The sequence below is a fragment of the Paenibacillus rhizoplanae genome (assembly GCF_042684125.1).
GTDB lineage: Bacteria > Bacillota > Bacilli > Paenibacillales > Paenibacillaceae > Paenibacillus_AQ > Paenibacillus_AQ rhizoplanae.
The window spans coordinates 171,741-192,231 of sequence record NZ_JBHUKY010000021.1; the positions used below are offsets into that span (position 1 = coordinate 171,741).

At 51.0% G+C, this 20,491-nt stretch carries 20 protein-coding genes; 16 read left to right on the plus strand and 4 right to left on the minus strand.

Annotated elements, in window-relative coordinates:
- Positions 1-195: 195 nt before the first annotated feature.
- A complete protein-coding gene (locus ACFSX3_RS11015; RefSeq protein ID WP_379312890.1) occupies positions 196-708 on the plus strand; it encodes a sigma-70 family RNA polymerase sigma factor in 513 nt (170 codons plus the stop codon).
- Positions 705-1,838: a DUF4179 domain-containing protein gene (locus ACFSX3_RS11020; RefSeq protein WP_209985640.1), complete on the plus strand. Its 1,134-nt coding sequence runs from the start codon at positions 705-707 to the stop codon at positions 1,836-1,838. The genes ACFSX3_RS11015 and ACFSX3_RS11020 overlap by 4 nt, the downstream gene beginning before the upstream one ends.
- 81 nt (positions 1,839-1,919) lie before the next feature.
- Here the strand turns inward: ACFSX3_RS11020 and ACFSX3_RS11025 are convergent, their stop codons facing one another.
- Positions 1,920-2,591, minus strand: a complete 672-nt coding sequence (locus ACFSX3_RS11025) for a tetratricopeptide repeat protein (protein ID WP_209985644.1) — start codon at positions 2,589-2,591, stop codon at positions 1,920-1,922.
- Positions 2,592-2,884: 293 nt separating this feature from the next.
- Between ACFSX3_RS11025 and ACFSX3_RS11030 the strand changes: the two genes are divergently transcribed.
- The 3 genes from ACFSX3_RS11030 to ACFSX3_RS11040 all read left to right on the plus strand — a co-directional run bounded on the left by ACFSX3_RS11030 (position 2,885) and on the right by ACFSX3_RS11040 (position 4,655).
- On the plus strand, positions 2,885-3,886 hold the full coding sequence (locus ACFSX3_RS11030) for an aldo/keto reductase (RefSeq protein ID WP_209985647.1): 1,002 nt from the start codon (positions 2,885-2,887) through the stop codon (positions 3,884-3,886).
- A 48-nt stretch (positions 3,887-3,934) separates the two neighbouring features.
- A complete protein-coding gene (locus ACFSX3_RS11035; protein ID WP_209985650.1) occupies positions 3,935-4,297 on the plus strand; it encodes a hypothetical protein in 363 nt (120 codons plus the stop codon).
- A gap of 199 nt (positions 4,298-4,496) precedes the next feature.
- Positions 4,497-4,655, plus strand: a complete 159-nt coding sequence (locus ACFSX3_RS11040; protein WP_209985653.1) for a hypothetical protein — start codon at positions 4,497-4,499, stop codon at positions 4,653-4,655.
- A 519-nt stretch (positions 4,656-5,174) separates the two neighbouring features.
- Here ACFSX3_RS11040 and ACFSX3_RS11045 read toward each other — a convergent pair.
- A complete protein-coding gene (locus ACFSX3_RS11045) occupies positions 5,175-5,465 on the minus strand; it encodes an HNH endonuclease (RefSeq protein ID WP_379256679.1) in 291 nt (96 codons plus the stop codon).
- A gap of 18 nt (positions 5,466-5,483) precedes the next feature.
- Positions 5,484-5,696, minus strand: coding sequence for a hypothetical protein (locus ACFSX3_RS11050; RefSeq protein WP_209873220.1), 213 nt, complete (start codon positions 5,694-5,696; stop codon positions 5,484-5,486).
- 107 nt (positions 5,697-5,803) lie between these two features.
- Between ACFSX3_RS11050 and ACFSX3_RS11055 the strand changes: the two genes are divergently transcribed.
- Positions 5,804-6,214, plus strand: coding sequence for a hypothetical protein (locus tag ACFSX3_RS11055; protein WP_379312870.1), 411 nt, complete (start codon positions 5,804-5,806; stop codon positions 6,212-6,214).
- A gap of 66 nt (positions 6,215-6,280) precedes the next feature.
- Here the strand turns inward: ACFSX3_RS11055 and ACFSX3_RS11060 are convergent, their stop codons facing one another.
- Positions 6,281-7,321, minus strand: coding sequence for a thermonuclease family protein (locus ACFSX3_RS11060; RefSeq protein WP_379256677.1), 1,041 nt, complete (start codon positions 7,319-7,321; stop codon positions 6,281-6,283).
- 199 nt (positions 7,322-7,520) lie between these two features.
- Between ACFSX3_RS11060 and ACFSX3_RS11065 the strand changes: the two genes are divergently transcribed.
- The 10 genes from ACFSX3_RS11065 to ACFSX3_RS11110 all read left to right on the plus strand — a co-directional run bounded on the left by ACFSX3_RS11065 (position 7,521) and on the right by ACFSX3_RS11110 (position 20,259).
- On the plus strand, positions 7,521-8,882 hold the full coding sequence (locus tag ACFSX3_RS11065) for an ABC transporter substrate-binding protein (protein ID WP_209985662.1): 1,362 nt from the start codon (positions 7,521-7,523) through the stop codon (positions 8,880-8,882).
- A 99-nt stretch (positions 8,883-8,981) separates the two neighbouring features.
- Positions 8,982-9,932, plus strand: coding sequence for a carbohydrate ABC transporter permease (locus ACFSX3_RS11070; RefSeq protein ID WP_209985665.1), 951 nt, complete (start codon positions 8,982-8,984; stop codon positions 9,930-9,932).
- Positions 9,929-10,792, plus strand: a complete 864-nt coding sequence (locus ACFSX3_RS11075) for a carbohydrate ABC transporter permease (RefSeq protein WP_209985668.1) — start codon at positions 9,929-9,931, stop codon at positions 10,790-10,792. The genes ACFSX3_RS11070 and ACFSX3_RS11075 overlap by 4 nt, the downstream gene beginning before the upstream one ends.
- Before the next feature lie 187 nt (positions 10,793-10,979).
- Positions 10,980-12,707: a cache domain-containing sensor histidine kinase gene (locus ACFSX3_RS11080; protein WP_209986376.1), complete on the plus strand. Its 1,728-nt coding sequence runs from the start codon at positions 10,980-10,982 to the stop codon at positions 12,705-12,707.
- Entirely contained in the window at positions 12,704-14,089 is a 1,386-nt protein-coding gene (locus ACFSX3_RS11085) for an ABC transporter substrate-binding protein (protein ID WP_339224691.1), read from the plus strand. Before ACFSX3_RS11080 ends, ACFSX3_RS11085 begins: the two co-directional genes overlap by 4 nt.
- A gap of 18 nt (positions 14,090-14,107) precedes the next feature.
- Positions 14,108-15,703: a response regulator gene (locus tag ACFSX3_RS11090; RefSeq protein ID WP_209985671.1), complete on the plus strand. Its 1,596-nt coding sequence runs from the start codon at positions 14,108-14,110 to the stop codon at positions 15,701-15,703.
- Between the two features lie 292 nt (positions 15,704-15,995).
- Entirely contained in the window at positions 15,996-17,207 is a 1,212-nt protein-coding gene (locus tag ACFSX3_RS11095) for an MFS transporter (protein ID WP_209985673.1), read from the plus strand.
- 116 nt (positions 17,208-17,323) lie between these two features.
- Positions 17,324-18,391, plus strand: coding sequence for a fatty acid desaturase (locus ACFSX3_RS11100; protein WP_209986382.1), 1,068 nt, complete (start codon positions 17,324-17,326; stop codon positions 18,389-18,391).
- A gap of 129 nt (positions 18,392-18,520) precedes the next feature.
- On the plus strand, positions 18,521-19,660 hold the full coding sequence (locus tag ACFSX3_RS11105; RefSeq protein ID WP_209985676.1) for a sensor histidine kinase: 1,140 nt from the start codon (positions 18,521-18,523) through the stop codon (positions 19,658-19,660).
- Positions 19,657-20,259 carry a response regulator gene (locus ACFSX3_RS11110; RefSeq protein ID WP_209985680.1) on the plus strand — a complete coding sequence of 201 codons (603 nt, stop codon included), beginning with the start codon at positions 19,657-19,659 and terminating at the stop codon, positions 20,257-20,259. The genes ACFSX3_RS11105 and ACFSX3_RS11110 overlap by 4 nt, the downstream gene beginning before the upstream one ends.
- Positions 20,260-20,491 lie beyond the last annotated feature (232 nt).

The window sequence follows — 20,491 nt, forward strand, 5'->3', positions numbered from 1 at the left end:
ACAAGAGCAGGCTTTCGCTACTAAGCGGAGCCTGTTCTTTGGTGTTTACGTAAGAAGAAGAGAAAATAATTGTTAATGCGGAGTAACCTTATGCGCCTGTGCTCCATCTAAACAGATATATACAACTAACAAGCGGGAAGCAGTAGCATCCCGAAGGAAGGGAGGAGATCTACCCTGGATACCGTACAAGAGGAACTGGTCCAGCGTGCACAGGCAGGCGACAGTGAGGTCTTCATCCAACTGGTGAAGAGTCTGGATAGGCGGATGTACAGTATGGCGAAGTCCATGGTCAGGAATGACGAGGATTGTGCAGACGCCATGCAGGAGACGGTGCTTAAGGCATTTAAAGCAATCTCCGGATTGAAAGAGGCGGCATATTTTAACACCTGGCTGTTTCGTATTCTGATCAATGAATGCAACATGATTCTGCGCAGACGGGATAGGGTTATAGTCATGTCCGATCCGCCGGAGAGCATACAATCCCCTTCTTCGACTGCAGAAGATATGGATCTGCGTCAGGCCATCAGTGGGCTGGAAGAGGTATCGCGGACGATTGTTAAGCTGCATTATTATCAGGGATTGAGGCTTCAGGATATTGCAGAACTGCTTGAGCTGTCAGAGAGCGCAGTCAAGACCAGGCTGCACCGGGCCAGAAAAACCTTATATCACACACTCTCGCAACCCTTAGAAAGGAAGGTGTACGAATGAGTCAGCATGAGTTGGAGAAGCGGCTGGCAGGCCTCAAGGAGGAGAGTCTTCCTGAACTGCCGGAAGTTGTGCACACACGTATGGAAGAAACTTACCGGATGATCGTAGAGCGGGATGAGGCAAGCCTGGAGGAGACTCGGCCAAAGGATATTTCCAAACACAGGAGAAAACATAGCTGGCTGTACCGGGTGATAATCAGTGCAGCATCAGTGGCTGCCGGGCTTGTGATTATCATTAGCCTGGGGTTCATCTCTCCGGCCATGGCAGAGACCTTGAAGCAGCTGCCCTTCCTGGAAAGTGTGTTCAATCTTGTAGGAGATGCCGGACTTCAAAAAGCAAATAAAGCAGGTCTGACCACAAATGTTCAGCAGAGCGTCACTCAGGACGGGACGACGATCAGTGTGTCGGAGCAAATGTATGACGGAAGCCGCTTGTCAGTGGTGCTTACCCGTGCTCAGACAGACGGCAGTGACAAGGGGAAATGGCTAGATTTGACCCGCATGGGGGAGGAAGCCGGAGGAATCAATAATATTGAATTTAGGGTGAACGGAAAATCAGTGAATACGGGGAACAGCATGGCGTCGGGAGGGACGGGGGAACCAGACTCTGTCATCGTTACAGCGCTGAATGAAGCTAATCTGCAAGTGCCTGAGTCATTTGATCTCACAATGTTGGTCTCTATTAATGGAATTAAAAAGCCATTCCGCTTTGAGTTTCCGGTGAGCAAGAATACTTTGGGCGATCTTGTGCTGGTTCCGGGAGAGGTCAAGGTACATGACCCTATTCATTTGCAGCATACGCGGCTGGAATTAAGCCAAACCTCAACCCGGCTGCTAACTGAAGTTACGGGAGACCCTGGAGCGGATAACAAAGCGATTGAGGAAGCCATTCCGGATAAATACAAACAACAGGGGAGCTTCAATTTAGGGTTCGAGCTGTGGGATGGGCAAGGGCAAGAGGCCGTTATGGTAGATGGCAGCAGTAGAGGTAACGTGGATAAGCTAACTTACAGCAATGTCTTTGAACCTTTTGAGAAGAAGCCGGAAGAAATCATCATTAAGGCTTTCGTCATTAAGGATGAAAAGAAGCTCTATATCCCGGAACTTGAGATGACGGTTCCCGTACAATAACACAAACAACCTCCGGGGTCTGCAATGTGCAGCAGCCGGAGGTTGTTGCGGTTAATAGCCTATAACTCAATAATCTGCCGCTTAGCGCAGCTTCGCAAAATAACTGCGCAGCGCCCAGCCGCGTTCCTGACGCTTCTTGTACTTGGGCAAGGAGCGGTAGACGGCAAGCGATTCGTTAAAAGCAAGCTTGGCATCCTCCGTGCGCCCCAGCGTCTTGAACATCGAGCCAGCCAGATAATAAGCTTCGCTGGAGGAGGATTGAATCTCCTGGAATTGGCTCACATAGTGGAGCGCCTTGTCCTGGTCCACATGCCGGAAGATCTCGGCCAGACGCAGGTAAGGCTGCCCATATTGCGCCCGGCGGTTGATGTCCAGCCCCTTGAGCATCTGGGCTTCTCCTTCGGCAAGCTGGCCCAGCTTGAGGTTGGCGTATCCCAGCTCCACCCAGTATTCAGCGGATGTCTCATAACGGTCGGCGATGGCACTCAGCAGCTCCTTGGCTTCGCTGTAGCGTTTGCGTTCAATGAGTAGCCGGGCCAGATCGAATTTGGCGGTGACATCGTTCGGGTTCTGGGCAATGGTCGTCCGTAGCTTCGACATCTGGCGGCTGCGGCGGAATGGCTTGGAGAGGCTGGGCAGAATGCCGACATAACGGCGGTCCAGAAAATACAGGACTACCAGTAGAATAATCAGAGCCAGAATCGGATTGCCAAGCAGCCGGTAAAGCAGCAGGAAACCTAGAATTTTAATCATGAATATGAATTCCCTCCATTACATTTGTGGTTCATTTGTGCTTCCTGCAAATTGGATATGAATAGGCAGGGTAATTATACCATATCAACCTTTTTAGAGGCCACGATAAAAGAGACTGGGGGCCGGTTATCCAGTTCCGGGTGATCCATAAGCCCCCAGCTCCTGCCTGCACTGCTGTCATTGACAGGCTGCTGCCGAAGTCATAAGCTTTGTGTACAGTCAGATTGTCTCATCGCTATATTAGCTCTTATATAACAGTGTATTCAACTAACACTTGGAAAGAAGGAAGAACCGTGGAGACATTGACAAGCAAGGTCCAGCTGCGTCCTCTGGGACGCTCTGAGTTATCGGTATCGCCGCTTGGCCTGGGCTGCTGGCAGTTCAGCCGGGGCAAAGGATTCGTAGGCCGTTACTGGAGCAATATTACAGACGCGGATATTCTGGATATTGTGCGGGTCAGCCTGGAAGGCGGCATGAACTGGGTGGATACGGCAGAAGTCTATGGCGGCGGCAAGTCGGAGGAGGCGCTCGCTCATGTGCTGGATCAGCTTCAGCAGGAAGGCAGCCCGCAAGCGGCTCCGCTGATTGCGACCAAATGGTGGCCGATGCTGCGGACAGCGCACTCGATTACCTCCACGATTGATCAGCGGATTGCTTGCCTGGGCGGCAGAGACATTGATCTGTACCAGATCCACCAGCCGTTCTCCTTATCCTCCATTGCCAGTGAGATGAAAGCAATGGCGGGACTGGTACAGGCCGGCAAAATCAGGTATGTCGGGGTAAGCAATTACTCAGCTAAGCAGATGGTGGAAGCGCACCGCATCTTGCAGACCTACGGGCTCACCCTGGTCTCCAATCAGGTCAAATACAATCTGCTGCACCGCAGCATCGATCAGAACGGCATCATGGCTGCGGCCAAGGAGTTGGGTATCTCGATCATCGCCTATTCCCCGCTCCAGCAGGGTATCCTGACCGGACGGTTCCACGCAGATCCGTCGCAGATTAAGGCAGTCTCGCGGTCCCGGCGGATGATGTCCGGCCTGGACGACAAGAGCCTGGCCCGCAGCAAGCCGCTGATCACCTCCCTGACCGCACTCGCTGACAAATACGGTTGCACACCGGGACAGATTGCGCTTAATTGGCTGATTCATTATCATGGTGACACCGTAGTTGCGATTCCGGGCGCTTCCAAGGTCCGTCATGCCCGGGAGAATGTCGGCACCATGACCTTCCGGCTGGAGCGGGACGAGCTGGAGCTGCTGAATGAGGCCTCCTGGGCTGGCTTGAAGAAGTAACCCTGAATTCGGCAGCTCTTCATTAACTCAAACGGGGAGTGAACTGACATGAATCAGAAATACTGGCTGGTTGTCCAATATCCCATGAAGAGTCTGCAAGGGAGCCAGCGCGATCAATGGTTGAGGGATAAAGTAACGGAATACCTGAATCTCTTTTTAGCGGATGCGGAGCTTGGCTATGTAGACGGGTCTGAGATGGGCAAAACGGTATCAGACCCGCAGCAATTTGTACTTAACATCTTTTGTGTCATTACGGATGAACAACGGGGGATAGCTCTGATCAAAAAAGTTATAAGAGAGCATAGGCTTGATTATACCCGGATCAAACTGGCCACGATGCCCTTTGAGGGTGGAGGAACCTATACGCTAAAATATGCCTCTAAGAAAGGCGTGACTGATTTTTCGTTATAGCCATTATTTAGTCGAGCTGATGAATGAATAGAATGATACTCAGCAGCGGACCCGGACTTTGATTTTCAAGTCCGGGTCCGCTATTTCCATTTTTCTGAGATAAAACTGTTTAGGACTGGAAAGAGCAGGTTATATAAGGGATAAGATGCTTCGCACTCACGCAAATAAGGTGAAGATTATGGAAGGAGGTTGAACTTCAATGAGTATGAGCGTACATAACCTTATGGCTTTTAATCATCAGTTTTTTAGACCTCAGCCTGTTATCAATCCCAAAGCGCAGAGACAGGAAGACAAAGTCCAAAGCTTTCAGGAAGTCCTTAACGAGAAGCTGAGCAACTATGGCGACATGAAGAAATAAGCAATGGAGCAGCAGAACTATTTTCCACAGAAGATCTTGCAGCAAATCATAGAGCCTTCAGCAAAAGCAGCAAAAAGGTGCCTCCCGAAACTCGGAAGGCACCTTTTGTTTAGGAAATTATAATTTCCTGCTCTTGTGGACAAGGTGTGTGTATTAGCGGAATAAGGGCTCTTTGAATGGTATGGCCCGAATGTATGCGGAAAACAGCATACATTGTGCTGGTGCGCAGGCATATGGCTCGTATGTATGCGGAAAACAGCATACATTATGCTGCGCGCGGGCATATAACCCGAATGTATGCGGAAAACAGCATACATTGTGCTGGTGCGCAGGCATATGGCTCGTATGTATGCGGAAAACAGCATACATTATGCTGCGCGCGGGCATATAACCCGAATGTATGCGGAAAACAGCATAACATTGTGCTGGTGCGCAGGTAATCCTATTCATCCGTTAGGATGACTTAGTTCCTATGCTTTGCATCCTGAGAGCGCCTGCATCATCCTGCTGACCGGCAGATTAACGTTTGCTTCGTACGCGCTTTGATTTGCGCAGCTTCGGTTCGGAGCCCGGTGCCTGCCGCATGATCCATTTCAGGTAGGCGGAAATCTGCGGGTCGCTGCGCAGGCTGTCCAGTGTCGTAAGGCCAAGAACAACGAGATCGTTGTTGGTATACAGGGCATGAATCTGCCGGTGGCAAGCCTTGCACAGAAGGGCAGTCGGGAGCAGGCCGCCGCCTTTCTCGCGGGGGATCAAATGATGAACGGTAGTTGCAAGAGGAGAACGGCCGCACAGCTCACACGTGTCCAAGGCCCGGACAGTCATCCCTTAAGGCCGGACTTCGAAGAATTCGCAGCGGCTGCGCGAATAATAGGTTAAGTCGCTGACACGGGACTGGATTACAACATCCGAATCGGTAAACCGCACTATAGTAGCGCCGGAATTCACCAGATGGTCATCCTGGAAGACGCGGACGGGCAGCTTGCGGTCAATCGCTTCCTGCAGATCCTGGTCAGTCAGCAAGGGACGGTTAATGGGCATGCGATATAAATCTCCTTTATATAGGGATAACTGCTGCTTCAGCAAATACGATCAGTATACTCGTCTGCCCGCCAGAAATCCACTTAACACTTACTTTGGTGCGAAATATGAAAATGAAGGGAATTATGACAACTGGTTTAGCAAGTCCATCTACTTTTGAAGTTCGCCAACCCCTTAATGCTAGTAATATTGCTTTTTTTACCAAATTGGTGTTGTTAAGTAAAAGACTAGGAAATATAATATATATGTTTGTTCGTATCAATACATTAGTTTTGAAGAGTGAAAACGGGAGGGGAACATTTGTGAGTAAGGTCGTATTACTAATTTCTAGTGTCGTTGTAGGTGTGCTTATAATGATATCACCAGGATTTATCACTGGGCATACTTTCGGCTCAACGCAATACCAAGGGAGCCTCTATATTGCTGAGTTCGTTGTTAGAAGTTTGGCTTTAATTATTGGATTGATGGTCATATATGATGGAATCAAATCCTTTTTCAAAAGACTGGAAAATATTTAATACAGAGTTTAGAAATGATACGAATATTACATAACAAAACCCCGGATCGTTATTCCGGGGTTAAATCTATTCACACGCCACTCCGTCACCCTCTCGGTCAAGCTTTCTGGAGTATCCAGGCTCTCCAGCATAGATCGGCGCAGCACCGGCTGCTCTCACGGCAGAACAGTTCTTGTAGTAAATATCTTGAACTGATTGCGGGGTTGCTTTTGGTTTCGGTTTTTTAGTAGCGGTAGGCTTCGGTGTGGCTGTGGGCTTAGGTGACGGTTTAACTGTGGGAGTGGGCTGGATAGTAGCTTTAGCCACAACGGTATCATCATATCCTTTATCAGATGCGTAATCTTTTAAGCTCCATATCCCTAATTTTGCTGCTTGAGCTTTTTTCTGGATAGACCTGAACTGATCCACATTTTTCACATTCGGCTGAAAGACAGCGACTCGTGCAAGACCTTTCTCCAGCAGCAATTCATTTACCATTTTATCATCAACATAGGCGTAAGCAAGGATACGTCCGTACTGGTCACGTTCGGATACATCGAATTCAAGTCTGACTGTATTATCCATAAGCAACTTTGTTGTAAACGCACTCGCCTCTGGCCCGAAGGGCTGTACAGGTTTTGTTTCAGGAGTGTCGATTAGGATGAGCCGCACCTTTTCAAACTTTCCATCTAATTTGACTGTGAAGGTATCACCATCAGTCACTGCGGTGACCTTTGCTTCAATGGTTTTTGCATTCATAGACAAGCTGGCAAGTTCAGCATTCTTCTGAGTGGTTTCAGACTTAAGCACATATGTGTCGAGAACTTCTGTGTGGTCATCAGTCTTATTAGTAGCTTGTTCCAAGGGAGAGGCTTTTGGAATTGCAATAACGAACAAAATAAAAAATATAATAAACATAACAGCAGAATATTTGGTAATTGTTTTTCGATTTCCCCGGCGAACAATGGTCGGCTTAAACATGCCAACAAACCAAAAAATAATTACAGCAAGTGAGGCAAGAAGAAAGTTCATCCCTAAGGCTTCTCTCAAGGACATGCCTGTAAAAATAGCAATTTCTAATAAAGCGATGATTCCGATGGAAATTAGAAGCTTTTTTGATCTGAACATTAAAATCCCCCTTTGTACGTCTACCTTTTAAACTATCGGTAATTTACAATGATTTGTAAATACTGTAATGATAAAAACTCTCCTGTTATAGAATCGTAAGTATTTCCACCATAAATCAGCAATATGCCTCCTCAAAAAAAACCGTGGCCTACGGTACACTAAATCTTGTAAAAGAAACCTTTGAGAGGGGTACAGAGGAATGAAAAAAACAAAGAACCTGGCGCTGACGCTGGTCTCTATCATGCTCATGAGTTCACTCGCAGCATGCGGAGGAAATAACAGCGGCGGCAACAAGTCTGCCGAAGGAAATACGGGTAACAACCCGGCAAGCACAGCAGCACCCGCAGCTGAAGGAGACAAGACAGAGCCCGCAGAGAAGGTGGAGCTGTCGTTCTGGACGCTGGGCAACGTGAACTATGAAGAGCTGGCTGCTGCCTACACCAAGGAACACCCTAATGTAACTATTAAAATTCAGAATACCGGTGACCAGACGGCTCACCACAACAATCTGACCACAGCACTCTCGGCGGGTTCAGGCGCACCTGACATTTTCCAGCTTGAGATCGGTTTCATGGAACGCTTCCTGGGCGCCCAGGACAAATTCTACAACCTGAATGACCTCGGAGCCAAAGACATCCAGGCCAACTATCTTGACTGGAAATGGAAGCAGGCTTCCTCCATCGACGGCAGCTTCCAGCTTGGACTTCCGACGGATATCGGCCCGACAGTAGTCTACTACCGTACTGACCTGGCTGAAGCAGCCGGACTGCCAAGCGATCCTGAAGGCTTCGGCGCAGCCATCGATACGTGGGACAAATTCGCCACTGTAGCAAAAGCATTCAAAGACAAGACAGGCAAGTATTTCTCCGACTTGACCGATCTGACGTACAATGCGCTTCGTGACCAGTCGGCAGACGAGATCTACTTCAGCAAAGCGGACGGCAGCTTCATCGGCGATACCAATCCGCAGGTGAAGAAAGCGTATGACTTTACCGTTAAAGGCATTCAAGAAGGCTGGATCAGCAATGTAATGCTCTGGTCGCCTGAATGGGGCCAAGGCATGAACGATGGATCGTTCGCCGTCGTGATGGGCCCGGCCTGGATGGCCGGCAATATCAAGAGCAACGCGCCGGACTCTTCCGGCAAATGGAGAATCGCCCAGCTTCCTGAGGGCGCTGGTAACTGGGGCGGTTCGTTCATCACGCTGCCGAAGGAAGGGAAGCACTCTAAGGAATCTTATGATTTCATCCAGTGGCTCGTGAACAAGGATAACCAGCTGGAATCCTTCAAGACCAAAGGCCTGATGCCTTCTATTCCTGCCCTGTACGAAGATCCTGCGTTCGTAGATTTCAAGGATGACTTCTTCGGCGGACAGCAGACGGCGGTGGAATTCGGTAAAGCGGCTAACCGCGTGAAGCCGGTATACTACGGACCGCTGCATGACCAGACGGATACCTTCTTCAAGAATGCGCTGAAAAACGTACTGGAGAAGAAAGCCGATCCGGCCAAAGAGTGGGACTCTGCTGTGAAGCAGGCGAAAACGCTTGCAGAACGCGGCTAACCTGTAATTCGCGGGGAACAGGCTTCCCCAAATGTCCGGATTCACGGAGTATTCCCTCTGTGAATCCGGATTTAGATATGAATTCCCTGGAGGTGTGACATGGCAGAGCCCGTAATTACGAGTCCGCATGCCGAGAGCAAACGACCTTTCCTCACTGAACAAAGACGGAGCCGCTTCACTGCATATACTTTCATTTCACCGTTCTTTATTCTGTTCTCGATATTCGGACTATATCCAATTTTCTTCACATTCTATTTATCGTTCTACAAGTGGGACGCCTTAGGTCCAATGAAATACGTCGGCTTCAAAAACTTCGAGCTGATCACCTCGGACCCGACCTTCTGGATCTCCTTCAGTAACACGCTGATTATGGGGCTGATGGGTACTGTGCCGCAGGTTATTCTGGCGCTGCTGCTGGCGGTGCTGCTGCATTCGGGGATGACCCGGTTCAAGAAGACCTTCCGTATCCTCTATTTCATGCCGAATATCACTTCGATCGTGGCCGTTACGCTGGTATTCAGTACGCTGTTCGGCAATAACGGTATGATCAACTGGCTGCTTAACGGAATCGGGGTAGAGAGCATGGCCTTCAACTCCGGCTGGTGGGGGGTCAAAATCGCCATCTCCACCATGGTCATGTGGCGCTGGACGGGCTACAATGCGATCCTGTTCCTCTCGGGCCTGCAGAGCATTCCGATGGATCTGTACGAATCCGCCAAAATCGACGGAGCCAACCGCAGACAGCAGCTTTTCTCCATCACGCTGCCGTTGCTTAAGCCGTTCATTATCTTCGTATCCCTGCAATCCACCATTGGTGCGCTGCAGCTCTTCACAGAGCCTTATGTCTTCCTCGGCCAATCCGGCACCGGATCTACCCGGCAGGAAGGGATCACGATGGTCACTTATTTGTACAGTGAGGCCTTCCGTAACGGCTTCTTCGGCACGGCGGCAGCTACAGCGGTTCTGCTGTTCCTCGTTACGATTCTGTTCTCTGTCCTCAATATGCTGATCTCAAGAGGCGGCAGAGAGACTGGAGGGAAAAAAGCGTGAGTACACTGCGTATGTTCAGAAAAAAACCGGATGATCTCGGCTTCTTCGGCAAGCTGGGTTTCTATCTTCTCCTGATTCTCGGAGCACTGGTCTCCATCTTCCCGTTCTATTGGATGTTTGTGGTCGGGACCAATGACAAGGGAGCCGTGTTCCACGTACCGCCGCTGTTGACCATAGGAGACCAGTTCTTCGAGAACTTCAAGCGGGTACTGGAGAAATCGGACTTCTTCCAGGCGCTCGGCAACTCGCTGTTCGTATCGTCCATGGTGACGGTCTCGGTCGTATTCTTCTGTACACTGGCCGGGTATGCTTTTGCCAAATATGAATTCCCCGGTAAAAACGTGCTGTTCGTATTCGTTATTGCCACCCTGATCGTTCCCCAGCAGCTTGGCGTATTGCCAACCTATGTCATTATGGCCAAGCTTCACTGGATTGACAGCTTCAAAGCGCTGATTGTTCCGGCTATGGTCAATGCCTTCGGCATCTTCTGGATGCGGCAGTACATTTCGTCGGCTGTACCTACCGAGCTGATTGAAGCGGGGCGTATTGACGGGGGAGGCCACTTCCGGATTTTCTGGAGAATTGCCGTTCCGGTCATTACACCGGCGATGGCTACCCTGGGTATTCTGAATTTCATGACGGTATGGAACGACTTCTTCTGGCCGCTGGTAGTCTTGAAGAACAAGGAGCATTTCACGATTCAGATTGCATTGCAGCAGCTGTTCACTACACGTGACGGTCTTGATTACGGGATGATTATGTCCGCTACCTTCACGGCCACACTGCCGCTGCTGGTTGTCTTCCTGCTGTTCAGCCGCTGGGTGATTGCGGGACTGACTTCAGGCGCCATCAAGAGTTAACCGTCTGTCTATCTGGTAAGTAAGAGGATTTACAGAATGCTGTGAAGAATAATAATCAAGTGGAAACGGCTTTGACGTGCTTTTGAAGGACGGCATTCGTTTCAGCGAGAAATAGAAGGATAAGTTATGGTGTGAAACAGATAAATTCTTCTATTTGGACATAGACCGCAGGAGGAAGGGACCCGTCATGAAGCTCCGCCGCAAAATCTTGTTCGCTATTATTCTTCTTGTATTCATTCCTGTGATTGTTATGGGGATTGTTACGTACGTGAATTATTCGAATGCCATGGAGAAAAAATCAAGTAATTTCTACTGGATCTCCTTGCTGGAGACGGACCGCAAGCTGAAGTTCGCCCTCAGTGAGATTTCATCGATCACCAATTCTGCTATTACACAGCCTGCGATCCAGCAGTCGCTGAAGCAGCAGAATTTCGTCCTCACCTATGACCGCAAGCAGGAAATCAACAACCTGCTGATTAACCATCCGATGATCACCTCGTTTAGCCTATACGGCAAAGACCGGCTGCTGTACCAATACAATGCGCCGATGTCTTTTGCAGATATGCACAAGCAGGTGTGGTTCGGAGCCATGGAGGCTGCCGAAGGGCGTCCTGTCTGGTCCGGTCCCGGAGAGAACGGCTCGGCCAGCGGCGATAAGCCGGTTCTGGTCCACGCCAGAGTGATTAAGGACTATTATTCGCTGGAGGATATCGGCTATCTGGTTGTATATGTGAAGCCGGATCTGCTCGATCAGATTTTCTGGGAGGCTGCGACCCTGAAGAAAGGGGATATTCTGCTGGTCAACAAGCAGGGCAATATCGTCTTTAACAAGTCCGGGGAGCATATCGGAGAACGGACAGATTTTCCTTTTTTGCAGGAGAATTATAACCAGGAGCAGGACTATTACATTGACAATTATCAAGGGGAGCGTTCTCTGATCACTTTCCTGCCTTCACATAACGCGGACTGGTATCTGGCTGCCATTACGCCGATGAACCTGATCTCCTCCGAATCGGTCTCCATCCGCAATATTGCGATTATTCTCGGCATGGTGTCGCTGCTGTCGGCCTTCTTGTTCGACCGTTATTTCATCCGCAGGCTCGTCCGCAGCATTAACAGTGCCGTGAACGGTATGAAGCGGGTCAAGCAGGGGATCTTCACCCCGATTCCGGTTCCGCTGCGGGCCAATGATGAGAGCGATTCCCTGATTGACGGCTTCAACCGGATGAGCTCGCAGATCAATGAGCTGATCGATCAGGTTCAGACTGAACAGGGACGCAAAAAGGAAGCGGAGATGCAGGCGCTGATGGCCCAGATCAATCCGCATTTTATCTATAATTCACTGGAATCGATTAACTCCATGGCGGTGCTGGCAGGCAACCGGGATATCAGCAAAATGGTCATCTCGCTCGGCCGGCTGCTGCGGATCAGCATTAGTCAGAATCAGGAGCTGATCCCGCTGCAAATGGAGTTCGAGCATGTCCGCCATTACCTGGATATCCAGAAGTTCCGGTTCGAGGACAAATTCTCCTATGAGCTGGAGCTGCCCGAGCCGCTGAAATACGTGATGACCCAGAAGCTGATTGTTCAGCCGATTGTGGAGAACGCTTTGTATCATGCCATTGAGCAGATGGAGGAGCACGGGACGATTACGGTCACCGCCCAGGAGAATGGCAAGGATATTATCATTATTGTGAAGGATAACGGGCCGGGCTTCGATCTGGAGGTGCTGATGAGCCAGTGGGATAAGGAGCGGAGCAATCCCAAGAAATACAGCGACAGCGGGGTTGGACTGAAAAATGTGCATGAGCGCCTGAACATCCGGTTCGGCAATCCCTATGGTATTCTGGTCTGCTCCTCACCGGGCTTCGGATCAGCCATCTGCATCCGGATTCCAAGGATACAGCCGTCATGAGAGGGAGAAACGAAATGAAGGACCAGCGGCATGTGCTTAGATGGTTGACCAACTGGGGATGGATTCTGCTCTATATTGTACTGATGTCCGGCGCCGTATGGTTCATTATGCAGGAGGACCGGGAGCAGATTGAGGATACCTCGCCTGAGAAAATCACACTGACCTTCCGGCATTTCTGGATCAAGGAGCATGACCGGCCGCTGCTGGCGATCTTCGAGGAGGTGGTGCGCAGCTACCAGGAGAGCCATCCGAATGTGAAGGTGAACTTCGAGGGGCTGGACCAGAATATCCACCGGGAGCAGAAGCTGAAGAGTGAGATGGTAACCGGCACGCCGCCTGATATGTTCGTTCTGTTCGGCGGGGCGGAGATTGAGCCTTATGTGCGTTCAGACCGGCTGATGGATCTGACCGATTTCACTGTAGAGAACGGTCTCAGCAACCAGTTCAAGGATCTGCATCTCTGGACGTTCAACAAGCATATCTACGGACTGCCGATTGAGGGCAATGCAGAACCGCTCTATTACAATAAAAAAATCTTCACCAAGCTCGGCATTGACACTCCGAATACGGTGGCTGAGCTGGATGCAGTGATGGCGAAGCTGAAGGCAGCGGGGTATATCCCGTTTGCACTGGGGAACGAAGACCGCTGGCCTGCGGGGATATTCGCCCATTATCTGATGGACCGCTACGCCGGACCGGACCTGATTCAGAAGCTGGTTACGGGCGAGGACATGTCGAGCTTCCAGAATAGCGGCTACCTGGAAGCGTTCCGGCACCTGAACAGATGGGTGGAGGCAGGCTATTTCAGTGAAGACTCTAACGATACCTCTACTGAGGGGGCGGTCCGCCTGTTCACTGAAGGCAGAGCAGCCATGTATCTGAACGGCAACTGGGATATCAATTTATTCTCGGGGGATAATGCACCGGACGATTTCCAGAGCCGGGTTGGAGTCATTCCCTTCCCTGCACGGGAGGCCGGGACAGAGCCGTCCATCGCCGGAGGGTATACGATCGGTATCGGGCTGTCTTCGAGCCTCACCGGAGCGAAGCGGACAGCGGCCCTGGAATTAATGAAGGGCTTTTATACGAAAGAGATTCAGACGCGGATTGTCTATGAGGGCCTCCGAATTCCGTCGATGCGGATTGCCTTCGACCCGGATAAGACCGGACCGGTCTTCGCCCAGGTGATGGATATGATGGAGGAGAACCAGCAGAGCTTCGTCCCGTATGACAACCTGTTATCGCCTGAAGTGAAGAAGACCTTCCTCAGTGTCATCGAGGAGATGATTGACGGAGGGCTGCAGGCGGAGCAGGCTTTGCAGCAGCTGCAGGACGCGTCCAAGCAGTATTGGAATCTGATCCGGAGTTCTTCGGGTCAATAAGCCTGGGGGGTGTAAGAGATGAAGGAGCAGCAGGAGAAATATAAGGTACTGCTCGTAGATGATGAGCCGATTATACTGCGCAGCCTGAAGGTTGCGATTCCATGGGATGAGCTGGGCCTGAGCATTGTGGGAGAAGCGAAGAACGGCGAGGCCGCCTTGCAGCAGATACAGCAGACTGCACCGCACATCATTATCAGTGACATCCGCATGCCGGTGATTGACGGGATCACACTAATGAAGGAGGTGCTGCCGCGCAGCGCCAAGCTGATCTTCATCTTCATCAGCGGCTACGGGGAGTTCGAATATGCCAGGGAAGCCCTGCGGCTGGGGGCCTTTGATTATTTGCTGAAGCCGATTGACCATGACGAGCTGGTGGAGATGCTTAAGCGGGCCAGAGAGCGTCTGGACCGCCAGAAGGAGAACGAGCAGCTGATGCTCTCGGTGCAGACCCTGTCGCTGCTGGCCCGCGAACGCATGCTGGCTGAATTCACGCTGGGCAATCCGCGGCCGCTCCAGCATCTCAAATGGCTGGAGAACAGCGAGCTGGAAGGCGAATACTTCATGGCCGTGGTCCGTCTCGACGACTACGCCGCGCTGACGGCGAAATGGAGCGCTGAAGAGAAGCATCTGTGGCTGTTTGCCGTGCGCAATATCCTGGAGGAGTGGTCGCTCGAGAACGGAGCGTTGTCCATCTTCCCGTTTTATAACGGGGAATGGATTCTGCTCTTCCCGGCCAGCCTGAATGACGGCAAGCGGGCACTCGGGGAGCAGCTCATTGCCGGGATCAAGCGCTACTCCAAGCTGAACTGCTCTGTCGGCATCAGCAGAAGCACCAGCGGGATTGATCAGCTTAGCACGGTATACCCGTTAGCCTCCCAGGCTCTGTACCAGCGCTTTTATTCCGGCCAGGCCGGAGTCTTCCTGGAAGAGGAGACAGCGGCGGCTGGCAACCGCGAGGTGCAGTATCCGAAGGAGCTGGAGCTGTCCTTAATTGAGAGTATCCGCACGTTGAACCTTGAGCGGATGCTGACTCTTTTTGACGAGATGTCCCTCTTCATTGAAGCCCAGAGTCTGCCCCAGCCGCTGGCGGAGCGTCTGATGATTGAGATGAGTGTGGTGCTGTACCGGCAGTTCGAGCATCTGAATACCCATAATGACTGGTCCATTGAAGGGCTGCTCAGCAAGCTGAACGGACTCGGCACACTGCCGGACATGATGAATGTTCTGAAGACCACCTTCCGCGACTGGCTGGAGCAGAGCCATAAGACCGCAGCCCGGGAGGACGGCCGGAGCATCATTGAGAAGGTCAAACGGTACATTGAATCCAACTACCATAAGGATCTCAGCATCGAGGAGGTATCCGAGGTGGCCGATCTCAGCATCAGCCATTTCTGCACCCTGTTCAAGCAAATCTCCGGCTACACGTTCCTCGAATTCGTCACCCACTGCCGGATGGAGAACGCCAAATACATTCTGCGCAGCAGCAATGTGAAGGTCTATCAGGTCGCGCCGCTGGTCGGCTATCAGGACCCGAGATACTTCACCCAGGTATTCAAAAAAGCGACTGGCAAGACCCCCACAGAGTACCGTGAGGAGCATGTGAAGCAGGCTTAGCTTTACTAAACCAAGTACAGCAATCTCAACGGAGTACAGAAATATACATAGACAAAAGATACGTACGTATAAGCGCCTAAGCAACTTAGGTGCTTTTTTGTCGTTTGCTGAAAGGGATAAATACCTCTGAATGCGCCGGAGGCGGGCAATACGGGGAGAGATAACCAATAAAAATAGATAAATTACAATTAAATCTATAATAAAGTAGACAAAACTAATTAAAGTCTATATATTATTAAACAGATTAGATGTACATCTATTTAGTCTATTTTGAACGATGGAGGATGTTAACGTGTTAAGTAACAAGTATGTACGGATGATTATGCTGTCGAATGTGCTATTGCAGCTCGGGGTGTGGGTGCGGAATTTTGCGATTCTGTTGTATGTGACGGAGATTACGCAGAATAATCCTTATTATGTCTCGCTCATTTCAGTGGCTGAATACGGTCCGCTCTTTCTGTTTGCCATCATCGGGGGAACCTTCGCAGACCGCTGGCGGCCCAAACGGACCATGATCGTAAGTGATTTGCTGTCCGCGTGTTCCGTCTTTGTTGTGCTGCTTGTGGTCATGTCAGGCTCCTGGCGGGCTCTGCTGTTCGCAACGATGGTGTCGGCCATCCTGTCCCAGTTCTCACAGCCTTCGGCGATGAAGCTGCTTAAGCGGCATGTGCCTGAAGAGCAGTTGCAGAGTGTAATGGCTATGTTTCAGTCGCTTACGGCGTTCTTCATGGTCATTGGTCCAGTCATCGGCACCTTCATCTATAGTCATTACGGCATTGAGGTCTCGCTTGCGGTGATGGGCGGGATGTTCCTCGGCTCGGCGCTCATTCTGGTCAAGCTACCCGCTGATCATGAGGAGAAGACCGGACAGACGCGCAGCGGGTTCCTGGCGGAGATGATATCCGGACTGAATTATGTGCGTGCAAATCGGGTGCTGAAGAATCTTGGAGTAACCTTTGCCTTCGCCGGGCTTGCCGCCGGACTGGTTCAGCCGCTAGGCGTCTTCATCATTATGGAGAATCTGGGCAGAGACAAAGGCTTCCTGCAGTGGGTGATGATGGCGAATGGAGCGGCCATGCTGCTGGGCGGAATGTTTATTATGAGTAAAGGTAAAACTATGAAGCCACAGACGATGTTATCCCTAGGTCTGCTCGTCAGTGCGGCTGGAACGGTAGGAGTAGGCTGGTCGCATCACACGGCGCTGACACTGGCGCTTCAGACGGTTAGCGGTTTCTTTTACCCTTGTATCCATATCGGTATCAATACCCTGCTGCTTCGTCATACGGAGACTGCCTATATGGGCAGGGTTGGCGGAATTATGGGTCCGATGTTCATGGGCTCCATGGTGATCGGCATGTCTGTAGCCGGCTATGCAAAAGGAATACTCTCCTTGTCCGCCGTCTTCACCGGGAGCGGCATACTGTTCCTGATTGCGGTGCTGATTATGCTGCCGCTGCTCAGAACGAAGGAGACGGGCAGACGAGCTCTCCAGAGCCGACTATGACATTTGTCATATATCAGAGTTGATATTTATGACTTACGGGGGTGACACTTCTTTCTTTATACTGAAAATATAAGAAGTATCCGTGAATGGATGCATCCGAGGAGGAAACGATCCCGATGACCAACAACCAGATACCCCAGCTCTCTACATTGAAGAAAAGCGTAGCTCCTTACGAGAAAACAGACCTCAACACAAGCATAAAACAGCTCATCAATACGCTTGGGCCGCTGGTGCTGCTATGGACCGCCGCTTACTTAAGCTTATCCGTGTCCTACTGGCTGACGCTGTTGTTCGCTATTCCGGCTGCCGGCTTTGTCATCCGCACCTTTATTATTTTTCATGACTGCTGTCATGGGTCGTTCTTCAAGAACCGCAAGGCCAATGATATTGTCGGTACCATCACCGGCGTGCTTACCCTGGTCCCTTACCGTCAGTGGAAGCACAGTCATTCGATCCATCACGCCGGAAGCAGCAATCTTGACAAAAGAGGCATCGGAGATATCTGGATCATGACAGTGGACGAATATATGGCTGCCAAGCCGCTGACGCGCCTGTATTACCGGATCTACCGCAACCCGCTGGTGCTGTTCATCATCGGACCGATTGCCGTGTTCCTCATCCAGTACCGGTTCAATGCCAAAGGGGCAAGACGCAAGGAACGGATGAATACGTACCTGACCAATGTGTCCCTTGTTGCTCTATATGCTGCGCTTATTCTGCTCATAGGCTGGCAGGCGTTCTTGCTGGTGCATCTGCCGATTGTGTTCGTATCCGGCTTCCTCGGCATCTGGCTGTTCTATGTGCAGCACCAGTTCGAACATACCTACTTCGAGCATGATGAGGAGTGGAGCTATGTGAACGCTGCCGTAGAAGGAAGCTCCTATTATAAGCTGCCGAAGGTACTGCAATGGATTACCGGCAATATCGGATTTCACCATGTGCATCACTTGAGTCCGAAGGTGCCGAATTATAATCTGGAGCTGGCCCACAATGCCAGTCCGCCCTTGCAAAAGGCGACCACCATCACACTCAGCACAAGTCTCGAAGCTCTGAAATACCGTCTGTGGGATGAGGAGCGCAAGGTCTTTGTCAGCTTCAAGCAGTTGAAGCAGCGGTTGCGCATGAACGAGCCAGCGTTATCAGAGGGGCTGAAGGTAATCAAACCGGGGTTCCAGAGCGAATAGAAGCAGTGATACGCCAGAAAAGACAGATCCGGAGCTCAGGCTGCCGGGTCTGATCTTTCTTTTGGGGATATCAGCGGGGATGTATGTTAAAATGGGGGTATAAACTTGCTGGCAAAAAGGATGGCTAACATGCAGAAGTGGCATCATATTTTTCATAAAAGCACGGGACTTAGCCCTTATGTATGGGTTGTTTTTTACATTCTTCCCTTCTATTTCATCTTCCGTTCCTCTTCAGCGAACCGCTGGGTCTATGGCATTCTGATGATTATGGTCTTCTTCGCCTGCTATGTGCTGTCGTTTAAGGCCAGGGGCTGGGTGGTCTATTTCTGGACCAGCGTGCAGATGGTCGTCTCAATTACGATGACGCTGCTGTTCGGGTACATGTACTTTGCGCTGTTTCTGGCTTTTTTTATCGGGAATATCCAGAAAAGGACGGCCTTCTTCACCCTCTATCCGATCCATCTGCTGACAACTATTGTAGCGATTAACTATGAGCTGATTATGCGCAATCCCGTATTCCTCTCGCAGCTGCCGTTCGTGCTGGTCAGTATCATTGCTGTGGTGCTGCTTCCGGTCACAACGTATAACCGCAACAGGCACGATAAGCTGGAGGAACAGCTGGAGGATGCCCATAAACGGATCTCTGAGCTGGGCATTATGGAAGAGCGTCAGCGGATCTCCCGGGATCTGCATGATACGCTGGGACAACGCCTGTCACTGATCGGACTGAAGAGTGACCTTGCGGGCAAGCTGATTACCAAGAATCCGGCGCAGGCGATGATCGAGATCAACGATGTGCGGGTAACAGCCCGCAGTGCGCTGAAGGAAGTCCGGGAGATGATTACGCAGATGCGGGGCATCCGGGTTGAAGATGAGCTGGTACGCATCCGGCAACTCCTCCAGGCGGCGGAGATCGGTTATATGCTGGAGGGTGACCCCGTTCTGACCCAGACCTCGCTGATTACCGAGAACGTGCTGAGCATGTGTATGAAGGAGGCGGTAACCAATGTGGTCAAGCATAGCGGGGCCTCGCTGTGCCGGATTCAGATCGAATCCTCGCGGACTGATCTGATTATCAGGGTGAAGGACAACGGCGGAGGGATCGAGAGAACCAAGCTGTATCACAAGGGGCATGGCCTGCAAGGGATGAGGGAGCGGCTGGAATTCGTCAACGGTTCAATGGAAGTGATCCAGGATCAAGGAACTACACTAGTCATTAAGGTGCCGAATGCGTCGCAGCAGCCGGACATGGAGGTGAATGCGCAATGATATCCATCGTGATAGCCGAAGACCAGCGGATGCTGCTGGGAGCCTTATCGGCTCTGCTGGACCTGGAGGAAGATATGCAGGTGGTCGGTAAGGCAGGCAACGGGGAAGAGGCCGTGAAGCTGGTGAAGCAGCTGCAGCCGGATATCTGTATTATGGATATTGAAATGCCCGCCATGACGGGCCTGGAAGCGGCAGAAGCTCTGAAGGGAGAAGGCTGCAAAATCATGATTCTGACCACCTTTGCCCGGGCAGGGTATTTCGAACGTGCGGTCAAGGCCGGAGTGGATGCCTATCTGCTCAAGGACAGTCCTAGCGAAGAGCTGGCGCTGTCGATCCGCAGTGTCATGGACGGCAAACGCATGTACGCGCCGGAGCTGATGGATGAGGCGTATAGCAAGGAAGCGAATCCGCTGACCGAGCGGGAGAAGGAAGTGCTGGGGCTGATTGCCGACGGCAAGAATACGAAGGAGATCGCCAGCCAGCTCTATATCACCACTGGAACGGTCCGCAACTACATCTCGGTCATTCTGGACAAGCTGGATGTGGGCAACCGGATCGAGGCGATTACGCGCTTCAAGGAGAAGGGCTGGTTTAAATAAAATATCCCTGCGGGGAAGCTGGAACGGCGGCTGTCTTTAGGAGGGCCGGCCGTTTTTTTTGTTCGACTATAGAGCTTACATAAACCGCTTAGAACGGAGCTTGACTAGAAGCAAATCTAGGACCTATCACCCAATTTTCATCTGAAAGCGATTACTCTATTGGATCAGCCGTCAAGATTTGCTAAAATAAATGCAAACATATGATCCTGTTTGTAGTCGTTTCATGTGAAGT

Coding starts and splice junctions, on each gene's coding strand:
- ACFSX3_RS11020 (WP_209985640.1), top strand. CDS start 705: ATGAGTCAGCATGAGTTGGAGAAGCGGCTGGCAGGCCTCAAGGAGGAG.
- ACFSX3_RS11070 (WP_209985665.1), top strand. CDS start 8,982: ATGGCAGAGCCCGTAATTACGAGTCCGCATGCCGAGAGCAAACGACCT.
- ACFSX3_RS11055 (WP_379312870.1), top strand. CDS start 5,804: ATGAAAATGAAGGGAATTATGACAACTGGTTTAGCAAGTCCATCTACT.
- ACFSX3_RS11060 (WP_379256677.1), bottom strand. CDS start 7,321: ATGTTCAGATCAAAAAAGCTTCTAATTTCCATCGGAATCATCGCTTTA.
- ACFSX3_RS11025 (WP_209985644.1), bottom strand. CDS start 2,591: ATGATTAAAATTCTAGGTTTCCTGCTGCTTTACCGGCTGCTTGGCAAT.
- ACFSX3_RS11110 (WP_209985680.1), top strand. CDS start 19,657: ATGATATCCATCGTGATAGCCGAAGACCAGCGGATGCTGCTGGGAGCC.
- ACFSX3_RS11065 (WP_209985662.1), top strand. CDS start 7,521: ATGAAAAAAACAAAGAACCTGGCGCTGACGCTGGTCTCTATCATGCTC.
- ACFSX3_RS11080 (WP_209986376.1), top strand. CDS start 10,980: ATGAAGCTCCGCCGCAAAATCTTGTTCGCTATTATTCTTCTTGTATTC.
- ACFSX3_RS11050 (WP_209873220.1), bottom strand. CDS start 5,696: ATGCCCATTAACCGTCCCTTGCTGACTGACCAGGATCTGCAGGAAGCG.
- ACFSX3_RS11085 (WP_339224691.1), top strand. CDS start 12,704: ATGAGAGGGAGAAACGAAATGAAGGACCAGCGGCATGTGCTTAGATGG.
- ACFSX3_RS11040 (WP_209985653.1), top strand. CDS start 4,497: ATGAGTATGAGCGTACATAACCTTATGGCTTTTAATCATCAGTTTTTT.
- ACFSX3_RS11105 (WP_209985676.1), top strand. CDS start 18,521: ATGCAGAAGTGGCATCATATTTTTCATAAAAGCACGGGACTTAGCCCT.
- ACFSX3_RS11100 (WP_209986382.1), top strand. CDS start 17,324: ATGACCAACAACCAGATACCCCAGCTCTCTACATTGAAGAAAAGCGTA.
- ACFSX3_RS11090 (WP_209985671.1), top strand. CDS start 14,108: ATGAAGGAGCAGCAGGAGAAATATAAGGTACTGCTCGTAGATGATGAG.
- ACFSX3_RS11035 (WP_209985650.1), top strand. CDS start 3,935: ATGAATCAGAAATACTGGCTGGTTGTCCAATATCCCATGAAGAGTCTG.